This window comes from Binatus sp. (SeqCode), from assembly GCF_036522015.1.
In the GTDB taxonomy this organism is placed as follows: Bacteria; Desulfobacterota; Binatia; order Binatales; family Binataceae; genus Binatus.
On the sequence record NZ_DATDGQ010000043.1, the window covers coordinates 1 to 12825 of the forward strand.

Consider the following 12825-nt stretch of genomic DNA (forward strand, 5'->3'; position numbering starts at 1 on the left):
AGAGACAGGTGGTGAAGCCAAGCCCGACGCACGCGCCGTTGATCGCGCCAATCACCGGGGTGTTGAGCGCCAGCGGCCACGAATACGACGTGCGGTAATCGACGCGCTGCGCTGCCAGCCATTGGTCGGGCGCCTCCGCACTGCGCGCTCCCGCGTGTCCCGCGGCAATATTCGACAGCGCGCCCATGTCCGCGCCCGCGCAGTACGCGCGTCCCGCGCCGGTAACGATTATCGCGCCGATCGCCGGGTCGCGCTCGGCGTCGAGCATCGCCGTGCGCATCTCCGCGCCCATCTTGGGCGTCCACGCGTTCATCTTCTCCGGCCGGTTCATGGTGACCGTAGCCACGCGATCCTTCTTCTCGTAAATGATTTCGGCGAAGTCCATTTCGTTCCTCCGAATGTATGATTTCGGGAAGTCTTACGACCTTCCCGCACCACCTATGTCATTTGCTCACTGGATCCAGCCCCTGTCCTGGAACCTTATTCTAAGCTGGGCCGCGATTTCGTCTGCGGTCGATTTGGCTCTACCCTCGAGTCCGTTCCTGCCGCTCGCTTCGCCGTAGACTTTTGCGCCGCCGACAACGATAAGGCCGATCGGGTTGGCGGTGGCAATCGCGACCGCGGCGGGCACGACCATCCCGGGGGTTTTGTTTCCCGAGGAGGTAAGTGTTCCCGACCCAAGTTTGCGCCAGCCTTGCGGCGTGACGGCGTAGCCCTCGACTACCGTGTCCATCTCCGATGTTCCCGCGCCGAATCCAATGACGAAGCGCTGGACCATGCTACCCGTGCCGCCCCCTTGTACCGAGACCAGATAACCGCGGATCACTCCGTCGCCGACTTGCGGCGACGATCCCGGCCCGGCCTGCACGGCGGAAAGTCCCATCGCGTTGATATCGGCAACCAGCTCGGTCGCGATTTGTGCGCCGAGCTGACGGCCCTCTGCGACTTGCTCGGCCGTAGGTGGCGCGCTCGGTGCACCGACCTCGCCGCCGATCGAGGAATCGGAGGGCATGTCGGCGGAGTTGGCAACGAAGTTGTACACCCAGATCTGATTGGGCCGCGCGAGGCCCGGTTGGCTCATCGGTGTTTGCTGGGTGACGTTGGTCGAAGCGCATCCCGCTACAACGATGAGTGCAAGCAGACACAATACAAAACGGCTGCAGGATTTCATTGCGATCCTCCTCCATGAACGGTTCGGCCGAGCGCCAAGTCATGCGACTCATGGGTCCGAATATGCGTGAAGTGGGCCTGGAAAGTAAATCGGACCATGTCAGGCGAGCTTGCTTTGCTTGCAGGAATTAAATTCGTTACCAATGATGGTCGGCGCGTTTTAAGCCCGAAGAGCAAAGCAATCGCGCGCGGAGGCCGATTTGATCGAAGCAGTGATATGGGATTTTGGTGGCGTGTTCACGACGTCGCCGTTCGAGGCCTTCGCACGCTACGAGCGTGACAAAGGAATTCCGGTTGGAGTGATCCGCAAGATCAATTCCACCAATCACGAGAGCAATGCGTGGGCGATGTTCGAGCGCTCAGCGATCGACTTCGCGGGCTTCGACGCTGCCTTCGCGGCGGAAGCCCGGATGCTCGGGCACGAGATTCCGGGGCGCGACGTCGTTGCGCTGCTGGCCGGCGACTTCCGGCCCGAGATGATCGAAGCGCTGCGACGCATCAAAGCCAGGTTCAAGACCGGCTGTATCACCAACAACATGCCGGCGGACGCGGCCGGCACCACCGCCACCAGCCGCTCCATCTATTCGCGCGAGATCATGGAACTGTTCCACGTAGTGATCGAATCATCGAAGATCGGAATCCGCAAACCCGACCCGCGAATCTACCTGATGATGTGCGAGAAGCTCGGGGTGACGCCCGAGGCGTGCGTCTATCTAGACGACCTCGGCGGCAATCTCAAGCCGGCGCGCGCGATGGGCATGATGACGATCAAAGTGGAAAGCGGCCCGCAAGCGATCGCGGAACTCGAAGCCGCCACCGGAATGAAATTAATCTGACCCGTACCCCAAAGCTATGCGGCTCGATCATCGCATAGTTCGTGAAAATTTTTCAGAGTTCTCCGCCGAGCGGTAAAAATGCTGACGAATAGAGGCATTTTTGCTGCGATTCAGTTGGCAACGCTTTTGCTCACACTGGTGAGGCTCGAAGAGACGAGCTGAGGAGCGGAGGAGAAATCATGGAAACCAGCACATACGCAATGCACGACGACCTGCCAAACATCTTCGCCGGCGTTGGTATTTTGCCGATACAGTACGGCGAGTCTCGGCGACCGAAGCTGCCCTCGGAAGGCGAACGCAAGCTGCTGTTCGCGGTGCTCGAGGACGCGATCCGCACCTACCTGCGACATCGCGATAGCGCGGTCCCGCGCGACAACGAGGAGTTCGTCGAGGCGGCAGAATGGCTCAGCTGCGACGAGGAATGCGGACCGTTCTCGTTCGTCAGCGTCTGCGAGGCACTCGGCATCGATGCGGACTGCTTGCGCTCAGGAATCTCGAACCATACGGGCCGCCTGGAAGAGATCCGCACCTGAGGAACTAGCGGATCAACCTAGCGCGCGGGTAAATTCCTCGAGCAGGTCGCGCCAGTGCTCGGTGCCGACCGAGATGCGCACCAGCGCCTCGTTGATTCCCGCGGCGGACATTTCCTCGGGCGACAGCTCGCTGTGAGTGGTCGTCATCGGATGGCATACGAGAGTTTCGACGCCGCCGAGACTGACGGCGTTCTTGGCGATCTTCAGGCGGCGCAGAAATTCGAACGCGCCGGTCTTTCCACCTTCAACTTCCAGAGACAGTAGTGAGCCCGGGTAGTCGGTCTGCGCGTCGCGAATCTGAATCTGCGCGTCGTCCGTGAACAGGGAAGGATAGATGACGCGCCTGACGCGCGCGTGCCTGGCCAACTGCTCGGCGATTCGCTGCGCGTTCTTGCTTTGCCGATTCATCCGCAGGGCGACGGTCGAGAGGCGTGAATCGAGCATCCAGCATTCGTCGGCCTGCAGGATATTACCAAGCAGCGCGCGCATTCCGGTTAGGGTCTGTATCAATTCTGGATCGATCGCCACGACCGCGCCGGCGAGCAGATCGCTGAATCCGCCGAGGAACTTTGTCGCCGAATAAATCGCCAGGTCCGCGCCGTGAATCAGCGGATGCTGAAACGTCGGGCCGAGCAGAGTGTTGTCGATCGCGAGCAGCGCGCGCTTCGGTCTTTTGCGGATCGCCGCGGCCGCCTGCGCGATATCGGTCATCATGAGCGTGGGATTCGCGGGAGTCTCGATCAGCACAAGACTAAGATTGTTCGCACTCTCAATCGCCTCGGCCAGCGCCCGCGTATTGCCGGCCGGCACGCCGCGCGCGTCGAAACCGAGCGGCTCGATCACTTGATGGATGAGGTGCTGGGTGCCGCCATATAGCGGCTGTGTATAGACGATCGAGCCGCCGCGCTCCAGGAACGTGAGCATCACGGTGAAGATCGCGGCCATCCCGGAATTGAAGATGGCGGCGGAGTTGGCGCCGCGCTCGAGCGGTACGAGTTGCTCCTCGAGGATTTCCGCGTTGGGATGATTGAGGCGCGCATAAATCAGGTCAGGACGATCGTCGCCAAGTGGCCGGATCTTCCCAAGCACGATTCCAAACGCGCGCTCCGCCGCTTCCGGACTCGGAAAGACAAACGTCGAACTGCGATAGACGGGCGGCCGCGCCGAGCCGACCGACAACTCGGGGTCAAAGCCGCGCGTCAGCACGGCGGTTTCCGGCCGCACGCGGTATGAAATCTTCGGCATCAGCGCTTCTCGCCGCGACTGTTCTGGACGGTTGCGTCTGCGTAGCCGATTCCGAGGTGCATCCTGTAACCGACCAGGTCGCGCACCGGCTTGTCCAGCGTCCGCGCGATCTCGCCAGGCACATCGATGTACTGATTTTCTTCCTGCCGCAACCATCCGAGCGAATAAGAGAGGAAGACGCCGTAGCGCCAGTCGTCGGTGCGATTCGCGCCGGCGCCATGCAGCGTGCCGCCCATCCAGAGCAGGACCGAGCCCGCGGGCATCGCGGCCGCGACGACTTCATCGGGGCGCGCGGTACGATCGGCAGGCCAGAGATGGCTACCGGGAACGATCTTCGTACCGCCGTTGGCTTCGGTAAAGTCGGTAATCGCCAACATGCTGGCGAGGATCATTCGTGGGCGCGGCACTTTGAAAAATTGGTACGGATCTTCCTCCCGATGGAGCACCTGTTCGCGCGCGCCGGGACCGATTTTGAGCGCAGCCGTCGCATGCACCTGGTAATGGACGCAGTTGGGTTTCAGGATCGCGTCGCACGCCGAGAGCATGAGGGGATGCGTCACGAAAGTGCGGAAGGTTTCCGATCGCGCGACCAGCGCAGTGATCCGCTTGGTCTTGCCGGGATAGAAATTCGCGGATCCACCGTCGGCCTCGTACTTCTTGTTGATGCTGGCGTCCGGATCGACGATTTCCAGATGCGGGGCAAGCTCGCGCAAAATCGAGTCTCGCGCGGCGCGATCGATCACGCCGGTGACGACAACGGCGCCGTCGCGCTCGAGGCACGCGACGACCTTCGCAGGAGAGTCGTTGGCACTGACTACAGGGATTGAAGGCATCGACCAATCCTCCGACGTTGAGCGCGCGAATCACCCATCGACGCGCTCGCCGCATCTATTTTCTTATCAACAAGCGGCGGCTGGCGACACAGGCTGCCCGGACGGAGCAGACCGAACGCCAGGATCAATTGCGCGAAGCTCGCTTACATCGAGGCGTAAACCGCGTCGATCAACGCGGTCGCGCGTGGATCGATCAGCAAGCTCGCGTGCATCTTGTTCATCGTGTAGCCGAATCCGATTTTCGCTTCGGGATCGGCATATCCCAGCGAGCCGCCGGCGCCCGGATGGCCGAATGACTTCGCGTTCGGACCGAGCGACGCGCCGGGCTGCGACATCATGAAGCCGAGCGAGAAACGCGTGTTGATTACCAGCAACGCGTCGGGTCCGTTGGATTGTTCGATCGAGCACTTGGCGACCTGCTCCTTCGACATCACGCGCACGCCGTCCAGCTCGCCGCCGCGCGCGAGCACGCCGTACAATTTCGCCAGCGAGCGCGCGGTGGTGTGTCCGTTGGCGGCAGGAATTTCGGCCGCGCGCCATTCGCGCGTGTTGACGAGACCCGGCCTCATCCCGCCCGGCGGATTCATGAACGCTTTGAACGCGACGGATTCCGGATTCTTCATCACCTCGGCAAACAGATTCGGCTCGCCGGGTCCGGGCGGCGGCATCGCGATCATGTCGCCGGTGCGCGCATCGTCCTTCGCGTCGAGACCGATATGAAGGTCAAGACCGAGCGGACCGGCAAGTTCATCGCGCAAGTAAGTACCCGGCGTCTTGCCGGTGATGCGGCGAATTACCTCGCCGACCAGGTGGCCGAAGGTCAGCGCGTGATAGCCATGCTTCGTACCGGGCTCCCACCACGGCTCCTGCTCGGCCAGCGCCGTCGTCATCTTGTCCCATTTGAAGAGCGCGTCATCATCGAGAGGTTTGCGCACGGCGGCCATGCCGGCCCGATGGCTCAGCAGGTATCTCACCGGCAATTTGTCCTTGCCGGCCTGCGCGAACTCGGGCCAGTACTTCGCCACGGGCGCGTCGATATCGAGCAGGCCCTTGTCGGCCAAGCGATGCGCGCAGATCGCGGTGACGCCTTTGGTTGTCGAGTAAACGTTGACGAGCGTGTCGCGCGTCCACGGCCTGGTCTTTTCCCGGTCGGCGTGTCCCGCCCAGATATCCACGACGCTCTTGCCGTCGAGCATGACCGCCGCGGCAGCGCCGACCTCGCCTCGTTTTTCGAAATTCTCGGCGAACACGTCTTTGACGCGGTTGAACTTAGGATCGCAGGTACCTTCGATTTTCACGGCCATCAGACAATCTCCTTTGGTCTCGCGCGCGCCGAGCGCAGACGCGGCGTTCGTTCCTCATATCATTTAAATGAAGGCGGAACCAAAAGGCGGTTGGCTTACGCGATCGCGCCGCCGCAGCTCGAGCCCGCGCCCGCGGTGCATCCGAAGCAATGCGATCCCGTCGCGACGCTTGCGCCCGCGAGTTTGCCGACGTCGTCGATTTCCCAGATTGTCGATGCGCCGCCGCCGAGCGGAATTTCCAGCATCTGGTTGAAGTCGCAATCGTAGAGCCGCCCGTTCCATCCTACGCTGACGAGATCGCGGCACATCAACGCGTCGATGGTCGCGGGGTTGAAGTGATTCACCAGCAGGCTCATGTACGCGGAATGGTTGCCGGCGGTGCTCAACTGGTTGGCGAAGCGGGCGATCGGCATATTCGTGATCGTCAACAGCCGATCGAACACGATCCCGAAATTGCGCGTGAGCTCGTCGCGATATTGCGCTTCGAGCTCGGCCTGCGGCGGCGGCAGCGATGCGCCGATGGGGTTGTACACGAGATCCAGCCGCAGCCCGCCGCGCCCGAATCCGACGGCGTTCAATTGTTGCAGCGCCACGATGCTCTTGTCGAATACACCTGCGCCGCGCTGACGATCCGTATTCTCGGCCGTGTAGCACGGGAGCGAACAAACCAGCTCGACGCCCGACCGCTGGTAAAAGTCCACCAGCCATTCCATGCCGGGTTCCAGAGTCACCGTCAGGTTGCATCGCACGATCACCTTGCGCCCGAGCGCGCGCGCCCGCTCGACCAGCATCGCAAAATTCGGATTCAGCTCCGGTGCTCCGCCAGTGATGTCGAGCGTCTCGACGTGCGGACTCGAGGCCAGCACTTCGAGCACTCGCGCCGCCGTCGCGCGCGTCATCCGCTCGGTCCGTCGCGGGCCGGCATCGACGTGACAGTGATGGCACGCCTGATTGCACAGCTTGCCGACGTTTACCTGGATGGTCGCGGGCGATCTGCGGTTGAGCGCTCGAATCCCGTAATTCGCCAGCGTCGCGCTGAAGTGCGTGCTGGAGACTGACTCGAGTACCGCCGCCATCGCGCGATTCTAACACACGCTTCGCGCGATGGTCACGGCAAGACGCCCGATTCGATTCACTGAAAAAGAAAAAGCAGGAGACCGAGGGAGGTCCGGTCTCCTGCGCCAGGGGGAATTAACCGGTCGCGACGGTTCTAGTAGTTGTGATGCTTGTCGTATACGTGTTCGCGATGCGCAAACCTGTACGGATGCTCCTTCATTTCGTGACGTATATTCGGATGATCGTGCATATACTCGTGAAGGCCCGGATGGGAATCGACCCATTTCTGATTGTCGATCAGCGTCGGATCTTCTGACAGCTTCTTCCCGACGTTCGGATGCGAATCGAAATAGCCATAGTCCGCATTTGCGGCTGCAGGACGCATGGGCATTTGAGCCAACACGGGACCCGCCATCGCAAAAGTCAGCGCCACCGCCGAAAAAATCATCGTTGCTCGTTTCATCTTCATGAGGCCTCCGCCCGGTAAATTATACGACACTGGTCGTGTCTGGTTTCAAAGCACGCCGGATTATAGCAGACGCGATTTGCATGCCACATTTTTCGTCACGATTTTCCTTTGAAAATCAGCGGTTTTTCGATAAGCCCAGGCAATAGTGTGGTGAATTTACCTGTACCAAAACGTCCAGAAGGCACCTAGATTCGCCGTCCCCCCGGTTTCCTTGCGGCCAGTGCTGCGTTAAAAGAGCGCTAATGAAAAAGACGCCAAACGAACGGACCTATCGCGGCGGATGCCATTGCGGACGCGTCCGGTTCGAAGTGAGAGGCAAGCTCGAGCGCGTCTCGGAATGCAACTGCTCGATTTGCACCAAGAAGGCTTACGTCCACTGGATCGTCGAGCGGACCGCTTTCCGGCTGCTCACGCCGTCGGACAATATCGCGTCGTACACATTCAATACGAAAGCCGCGAAGCATCTATTCTGCCCGAACTGCGGCGTCGCGTCGTTCTATATTCCTCGCTCCGATCCCGAGCGAATCGACGCCAACGTGCGATGCCTCGAAGGGGTGAATCTGGAGAAGCTGGAGCACGGCCATTTCGACGGGCGCAATTGGGAGAAAGCTTTTCAGGAACGCGAGCGCGACCGAGCCGCGAAGTGAGGTTGGGGTCAGCTTGATGGCGACGCTGGGTTTTCTGCGCCGCGATTTCGAGGTGTTCGCGATCGAAGATTTCAGCGCTCGCCTGGCGAAAATCGACGAGCTGGTGACGCCGCGCCTGATGCGGCTCGCGCTGGAGTTCAGCGGAGAACTCTCGCGCAACTTCCGGATGGATTTCTTTCCGCATATCGCCCGGCACATCCGGCGCGCGGCGAATCCTCCCGGTGAGACCTGGGTGGCGTTCGGGCCGTCGAAGGTGGGATACAAGCGCCACGGATATCTCGCGCTGTGCGTTTCGGGCGTGGGCATCCACGCTCGCGTCATCGTGGAAACAGACGCCGACAAACGTTCCGAGATGGCGCGAGCAATCAAGTCGAAGTCGGCGGATCTGCAAAAGTCGTTTCGCGGCACGAGAATTCAGCAGTACCGGAACTGGGATTGCCGCGAGTTGCCACGGTCCAGCACGGCGGGCGCCGACTTCTTTGATGGACTTGCGGACGCGCTCGCGAAAAAATCCGGCGGCATCGACGTCGGCTTCGGATGGCTGGTGCGGGACGCGCTGACAATCGATCGCGCCGAAGTGCTCGACGCGTTTCGCGAGCTCCAACCGCTCTACCTCCTCGTCCAGTCGGTCGCGTCGTGACGATGCGCGCCGCGACATTGGCCGACGATCGGTTGTTGAGCCGCGAGCGGACGATCACGCGCCTTGCATATTCGTGCCTGCTGATGGTGGGCATCAACAGCGGCTGGCTCGGCCCCTTTCTACCTGAGATCTCGCACACGGCTCATTTGCCGATCGAACGCGCCGGATTGATCGTCAGCGCGTCGGCGGCCGGGTACTTCATATCGCTGCTGATCGCCGGCGAGATCAATCAACAACTGAGCGCGCAGAAGATTCTGGTCGGAGCGATGGTGCTATTCACGGCAGGCTTGGGAGGTCTGGCCGTGGCGCGCGAACTTGCCGGGATGCTGTGCGCCGGATTTGTGATCGGTCTCGCCAACGGCGGCATCGACATCGGCGCCAATGCGCTCATCGTGGAGCTCAATCGCGAGCGGCTCGCGTCGGCGCTCAATTATCTGCACGTGCTGTTCGGCGTCGGCGCGTTGCTCGGACCGCTGATCGTGAGCGCCGCGTTCGCGACCCGCGTGCCGTACTGGTGGGTGTTCGGCGGCGGCGCGCTGGCCTGCGCATTGATCGGATTTCGTTTGGGCATGACTCCGGCGGCTGAAGTTCGAGTGGCGCCGGCGGCCGGCAACGAAAGCGGATTCATCCCGATGCTCTCGCGTCCGCTGATCTGGGTGATCAGCGCGGTGATGTTCCTTTACGTCGGCGCCGAAGTCGGAATTGGCGCGTGGCTCTTTCTTTACCTGCGGATGGCGGACGGGCTCGGCCCGATGCTCGCGTCGTCGGGGGTCTCGCTGTATTGGCTGGGACTGGTATGCGGGCGCGTTTTCGGCGGACGCCTGGGGCATCGCATCGCATTGCCGCAATTCACGATGCTGGCCTCCGCACTATCCGCCGCCGCGCTCGTGATTCTGATCGCGGCGCCGACGGCGGGCGGCCTCGCGGCATCTGCCGTATTCCTCATCGGCTTCGGATACGGCCCGGTCTTTCCCAGCATGATCGCGATTGGCGCGGCGCGGTTCCCGGCCGAGGTCGGCAGGATGACAGCGATCGTCGTAGCGGGCGGCGCGCTCGGCGCAATCGTAGCGCCCTGGATCATGGGCCATGCGATCGCCGATGTAAGCGCGCGCGCCAGCATGGAGATAGCGTTGGCATTCACACTCGCGATGGCCGCGCTGTCGCTCTCGCTGCGCGTGTTTGATGTACCCCGCAGAGAAGAACTCCCGATCTAACTGGACGCAGGATCCCGATCACAAGACGACAGGAAGGCAGCTATCTCGCGATCGTTCGTCAATCTGAGGACGGGAACATCGGGACCGTGCGCAATTCTTTGTGCCTCGATCAGCGGCCGGTTGATTCGCTCGAAGTTCCAAATGAACCGCAGCACCTTGGCAAGGCTGCCGATTCGATGCTGCTCGCCGGGCCGAAACACTCGCGAGATCGCGTGCCAGGCGCAGAAGATTTTTGGGCGATCGAGCCAGATCACAAGAGTTGCGCGAGGCAGGCGGATATCGAAGCTTACTTGCGCGAAGTTACCGTCGCTGACCCAGGTGTCACCCGCGTGCGCTTCCTTCATCAACGCTCGGAACGTGGCGACGTCATCTTGGCCCAACTGGGGTTGCCAGATTGCGTCGAGGCAAATCACGGGCGCGAGCATGCGCTCACCGAGCCGTCGCGCGAGAGTAGTTTTGCCGCTGCCCGCACAGCCCAGGACGACGACTCGGGACATCGGTAGTTGCAGCATGAGAGATAAGCGCTGGCGCGCGAGATCCTTCGCTTCGCTCAGGATGACGGGAAGAGAGCAAGGGGCGGAGAAGGCATCCTGGAATTTGGACCCTCACCCGCGCCGGAGGCGCGGCCTCTCCCTGATAGGGGGAAGCTATTTCGCAGATCAGATCTTTTGATTCGTTTTGCGCCAGTCGGCGAGGAAGCGCTCCAGCCCCAAGTCGGTTAGTGGATGATGGAGGGTTTGCTTCAGGACTGCGAACGGGACTGTTGCGATGTCCGCGCCTACTTCAGCGGCGCGGAGCAGGTGCGTTGTGCTGCGAACCGACGCTACCAGCACTTCGGCCGGGTAGTCGTAGTTCGACAGTATCTGCACCATGTCCTCGACGATCGCGAAGCCGTCCTGGCCGATGTCATCGAGACGTCCGATGAACGGCGACAGGAATGAGGCGCCTACCTTAGCCGCGGCGAGGGCCTGCAGAGGTGTGAAGATCAGAGTGACGTTGACGCGGATGCCGCGTTTGGCCAGCGCATGAGTCGCCTTGAGGCCTTCGATGATCATCGGGCACTTGACGACGATGTTCTTGTGGACCTTGGCGAGCTTCTCGCCCTCCTCGATCATCGCGGACGCTTCGGTGGCGACGACTTCGGCGCTGATCGGTCCGTCGACGATTTCGCAAATCTCGCGCAGCACGTCGTGATACGGACGCCCGGTCTTCGCCATCAGCGATGGATTGGTGGTGACGCCGTCGATCAGTCCCCAACTGGCGGCTTCGCGAATCTCGGCCACATCTGCCGTGTCGATAAAATATTTCATCGGGCTGCCTCTTTTTTTGTTTTCGCTGGTTGCGGCCGTAGCAGGTCCGCTCGGGCCAGCGTAACACGAAACGGTGATTTAAGTCCCGCCAGCATTTCGGAAATCGACGCGTTGAGTTTCGGATGGATCAGCGCGGGCGCCAGCTCGCTCATCGGGGCAAGCACGAAGCGGCGCTCATGAAGGTGCGGATGCGGCACCTTGAGGATTCGGGTGTCGATCGTTTCTTTGTTGAAGAACAGCAAATCGAGATCGATGATTCGCGGGCGGTACTTGCCTCGGGTCTGCTTGCGGCCCTTGACGCGCTTGCGGCCCATGATTCGCTCGAGCGCGAGCATCCGGCGCATCAGGACTTCGGCGGGGAGTTCGGTCTCGACTTCGATGACGCCGTTGAGAAACGCGCCCTTGAGATCGCCCATCGGCTCGGTCTCGTAGATCGAGGATTGGCGCACGATCCTCGTGTCCGGGATCGCCGCGATCCGTTGAATCGCCTCGCGATAATTGGCGGCTCGATCGCCTAGATTACTGCCTATTCCGATGAAGGCCCGATTGGGCATCCTTGCCGTTACAACCGCAGCGCTTTTAGTCGGTCCACCGCCTCGACCAACCGCCCGCTCGTAAGTGAAAAGCGGACGTATCCCTCACCACCCTTGCCGAACCCGGAGCCGGGCGTGATTGCTACACCGGCCTCCTTCAAGACGCGCTCGGTAAACGAAACCGAGGTGTAACCACGTGGAACTCTGGTCCAGATGTAGAACGTCGCGCGCGGATTCTCGCAGTCGAGGCCGAGCGCGCGCAGCGCCGTGACCAGCACGTCGCGGCGTTCCTTGTAGATTGCGCAATATTCGGCGAGCTTGTCGCCATCGCCCCCTTCGAGTCCCGTGATGGCGGCTTCCTGCACGGCCTGGAAGACACCGGAATCCATGTTGGTCTTGACCTTGCCGAGTGCGCCGATCAACTGTGCGTTGCCGATCGCAAATCCGACGCGCCATCCGGTCATCGAAAAAGTTTTGGACAGCGAATGGAACTCGATCGCGCAGTCGCGCGAGCCTTCGGCCTGGAAAACGCTCGGCGAGCGATACCCGTCGTAGGCAATTTCGGAGTAGGCGCTGTCGTGCGCGAGGATAACGTCGTGCTTGAGGCAGAATTTGACCGCATCCTGGAAAAACGAGAGGTCAACAGTCGCGGCGGTTGGATTGTTGGGATAGTTCAGCCAGAGCATCTTTGCGCGACGCGCGATTTCCCCGGGAATCGAGGCGAGGTCGGGAACGAATCCGTTTTCTTTTTTCAGGGCGAGGAAATACGGCTCGCCGCCATTGAAGACGCAGCCTGAGTAGTAAACCGGGTAGCCGGGATCGGGGATCAGCACGATGTCGCCGGGCTCGACGACTGCGGTCGAGAAATTCGCGATGCCTTCCTTGGAGCCGATGAGTGCGCAGACCTCGCGCTGAGCGTCGAAGCTGACGCCGAAACGGCGCTGATACCACTGCGCGGAGGCCTCGCGAAATTGCGGCAAGCCTTCGTAGTCGGGATAGCGATGATTTACCGGGTTGTCGGCGGCGCGCTTGAGC

General features: G+C 61.4%; 16 protein-coding genes. 5 read left to right on the forward strand and 11 right to left on the reverse strand.

All coding sequences use genetic code 11. The annotated features are described in order from the left end of the window. Positions 1-385 (reverse strand): enoyl-CoA hydratase-related protein (locus VIW95_RS01755; RefSeq protein ID WP_331583400.1); only part of this gene is annotated, 385 nt, incomplete at its 3' end. A gap of 66 nt (positions 386-451) precedes the next feature. Then, the gene (locus tag VIW95_RS01760; protein WP_331583402.1) at positions 452-1171 is read right to left on the reverse strand and encodes a DUF4410 domain-containing protein; all 720 of its coding nucleotides are present in this window, start codon (positions 1169-1171) and stop codon (positions 452-454) included. A 199-nt stretch (positions 1172-1370) separates the two neighbouring features. Here VIW95_RS01760 and VIW95_RS01765 point away from each other — a divergent pair, with 199 nt between their 5' ends. Then, positions 1371-2006 carry an HAD-IA family hydrolase gene (locus VIW95_RS01765; protein WP_331583404.1) on the forward strand — a complete coding sequence of 212 codons (636 nt, stop codon included), beginning with the start codon at positions 1371-1373 and terminating at the stop codon, positions 2004-2006. 179 nt (positions 2007-2185) lie between these two features. Continuing rightward, complete coding sequence (locus VIW95_RS01770; protein ID WP_331583406.1) at positions 2186-2539, forward strand: hypothetical protein; 354 nt, start codon at positions 2186-2188, stop codon at positions 2537-2539. Between the two features lie 12 nt (positions 2540-2551). Here the strand turns inward: VIW95_RS01770 and VIW95_RS01775 are convergent, their stop codons facing one another. The 5 genes from VIW95_RS01775 to VIW95_RS01795 all read right to left on the reverse strand — a co-directional run bounded on the left by VIW95_RS01775 (position 2552) and on the right by VIW95_RS01795 (position 7440). Continuing rightward, positions 2552-3784, reverse strand: a complete 1233-nt coding sequence (locus tag VIW95_RS01775) for a trans-sulfuration enzyme family protein (protein WP_331583408.1) — start codon at positions 3782-3784, stop codon at positions 2552-2554. Continuing rightward, on the reverse strand, positions 3784-4617 hold the full coding sequence (locus VIW95_RS01780) for a phytanoyl-CoA dioxygenase family protein (RefSeq protein WP_331583410.1): 834 nt from the start codon (positions 4615-4617) through the stop codon (positions 3784-3786). The genes VIW95_RS01775 and VIW95_RS01780 overlap by 1 nt, the downstream gene beginning before the upstream one ends. Before the next feature lie 143 nt (positions 4618-4760). Further along, the gene (locus VIW95_RS01785; RefSeq protein ID WP_331583412.1) at positions 4761-5921 is read right to left on the reverse strand and encodes a serine hydrolase domain-containing protein; all 1161 of its coding nucleotides are present in this window, start codon (positions 5919-5921) and stop codon (positions 4761-4763) included. 95 nt (positions 5922-6016) lie between these two features. Next, a complete protein-coding gene (arsS, locus tag VIW95_RS01790) occupies positions 6017-6997 on the reverse strand; it encodes an arsenosugar biosynthesis radical SAM (seleno)protein ArsS (protein WP_331583414.1) in 981 nt (326 codons plus the stop codon). A 134-nt stretch (positions 6998-7131) separates the two neighbouring features. Next, the gene (locus VIW95_RS01795; protein ID WP_331583416.1) at positions 7132-7440 is read right to left on the reverse strand and encodes a hypothetical protein; all 309 of its coding nucleotides are present in this window, start codon (positions 7438-7440) and stop codon (positions 7132-7134) included. 248 nt (positions 7441-7688) lie between these two features. Between VIW95_RS01795 and VIW95_RS01800 the strand changes: the two genes are divergently transcribed. From VIW95_RS01800 to VIW95_RS01810, 3 genes are read left to right on the forward strand one after another with little or no spacing between them, the layout of a single operon-like run. Further along, a complete protein-coding gene (locus tag VIW95_RS01800; RefSeq protein ID WP_331583418.1) occupies positions 7689-8093 on the forward strand; it encodes a GFA family protein in 405 nt (134 codons plus the stop codon). 16 nt (positions 8094-8109) lie between these two features. Continuing rightward, positions 8110-8733: a DUF1054 family protein gene (locus VIW95_RS01805; protein WP_331583420.1), complete on the forward strand. Its 624-nt coding sequence runs from the start codon at positions 8110-8112 to the stop codon at positions 8731-8733. 2 nt (positions 8734-8735) lie between these two features. Next, positions 8736-9947 (forward strand): MFS transporter, encoded by a 1212-nt coding sequence (locus VIW95_RS01810; protein ID WP_331583422.1) that lies wholly within the window; start codon positions 8736-8738, stop codon positions 9945-9947. On the opposite strand, the gene VIW95_RS01815 is transcribed toward VIW95_RS01810, so the two are convergent. The 4 genes from VIW95_RS01815 to VIW95_RS01830 all read right to left on the reverse strand — a co-directional run. Next, a complete protein-coding gene (locus tag VIW95_RS01815) occupies positions 9944-10459 on the reverse strand; it encodes a hypothetical protein (RefSeq protein WP_331583424.1) in 516 nt (171 codons plus the stop codon). The two genes, VIW95_RS01810 and VIW95_RS01815, sit on opposite strands and share 4 nt — an antisense overlap. Before the next feature lie 147 nt (positions 10460-10606). Beyond that, positions 10607-11257 (reverse strand): fructose-6-phosphate aldolase, encoded by a 651-nt coding sequence (fsa, locus tag VIW95_RS01820; RefSeq protein WP_331583426.1) that lies wholly within the window; start codon positions 11255-11257, stop codon positions 10607-10609. Next, entirely contained in the window at positions 11254-11811 is a 558-nt protein-coding gene (folK, locus tag VIW95_RS01825) for a 2-amino-4-hydroxy-6-hydroxymethyldihydropteridine diphosphokinase (protein ID WP_331583428.1), read from the reverse strand. Before folK ends, fsa begins: the two co-directional genes overlap by 4 nt. Positions 11812-11819: 8 nt before the next feature. Next, positions 11820-12825, reverse strand: a 1006-nt coding sequence (locus tag VIW95_RS01830) for an aminotransferase class I/II-fold pyridoxal phosphate-dependent enzyme (protein WP_331583430.1), incomplete at its 5' end; no start/stop codon positions are given.

What these genes read in the sequence shown, in the direction of transcription:
- VIW95_RS01760 (WP_331583402.1), bottom strand. Translation starts at nt 1,171, where the DNA reads ATGAAATCCTGCAGCCGTTTTGTATTGTGTCTGCTTGCACTCATCGTT.
- VIW95_RS01770 (WP_331583406.1), top strand. Translation starts at nt 2,186, where the DNA reads ATGGAAACCAGCACATACGCAATGCACGACGACCTGCCAAACATCTTC.
- VIW95_RS01795 (WP_331583416.1), bottom strand. Translation starts at nt 7,440, where the DNA reads ATGAAACGAGCAACGATGATTTTTTCGGCGGTGGCGCTGACTTTTGCG.
- VIW95_RS01785 (WP_331583412.1), bottom strand. Translation starts at nt 5,921, where the DNA reads ATGGCCGTGAAAATCGAAGGTACCTGCGATCCTAAGTTCAACCGCGTC.
- VIW95_RS01805 (WP_331583420.1), top strand. Translation starts at nt 8,110, where the DNA reads ATGGCGACGCTGGGTTTTCTGCGCCGCGATTTCGAGGTGTTCGCGATC.
- VIW95_RS01810 (WP_331583422.1), top strand. Translation starts at nt 8,736, where the DNA reads ATGCGCGCCGCGACATTGGCCGACGATCGGTTGTTGAGCCGCGAGCGG.
- fsa (WP_331583426.1), bottom strand. Translation starts at nt 11,257, where the DNA reads ATGAAATATTTTATCGACACGGCAGATGTGGCCGAGATTCGCGAAGCC.
- arsS (WP_331583414.1), bottom strand. Translation starts at nt 6,997, where the DNA reads ATGGCGGCGGTACTCGAGTCAGTCTCCAGCACGCACTTCAGCGCGACG.
- VIW95_RS01815 (WP_331583424.1), bottom strand. Translation starts at nt 10,459, where the DNA reads ATGCTGCAACTACCGATGTCCCGAGTCGTCGTCCTGGGCTGTGCGGGC.
- folK (WP_331583428.1), bottom strand. Translation starts at nt 11,811, where the DNA reads ATGCCCAATCGGGCCTTCATCGGAATAGGCAGTAATCTAGGCGATCGA.
- VIW95_RS01775 (WP_331583408.1), bottom strand. Translation starts at nt 3,784, where the DNA reads ATGCCGAAGATTTCATACCGCGTGCGGCCGGAAACCGCCGTGCTGACG.
- VIW95_RS01780 (WP_331583410.1), bottom strand. Translation starts at nt 4,617, where the DNA reads ATGCCTTCAATCCCTGTAGTCAGTGCCAACGACTCTCCTGCGAAGGTC.
- VIW95_RS01800 (WP_331583418.1), top strand. Translation starts at nt 7,689, where the DNA reads ATGAAAAAGACGCCAAACGAACGGACCTATCGCGGCGGATGCCATTGC.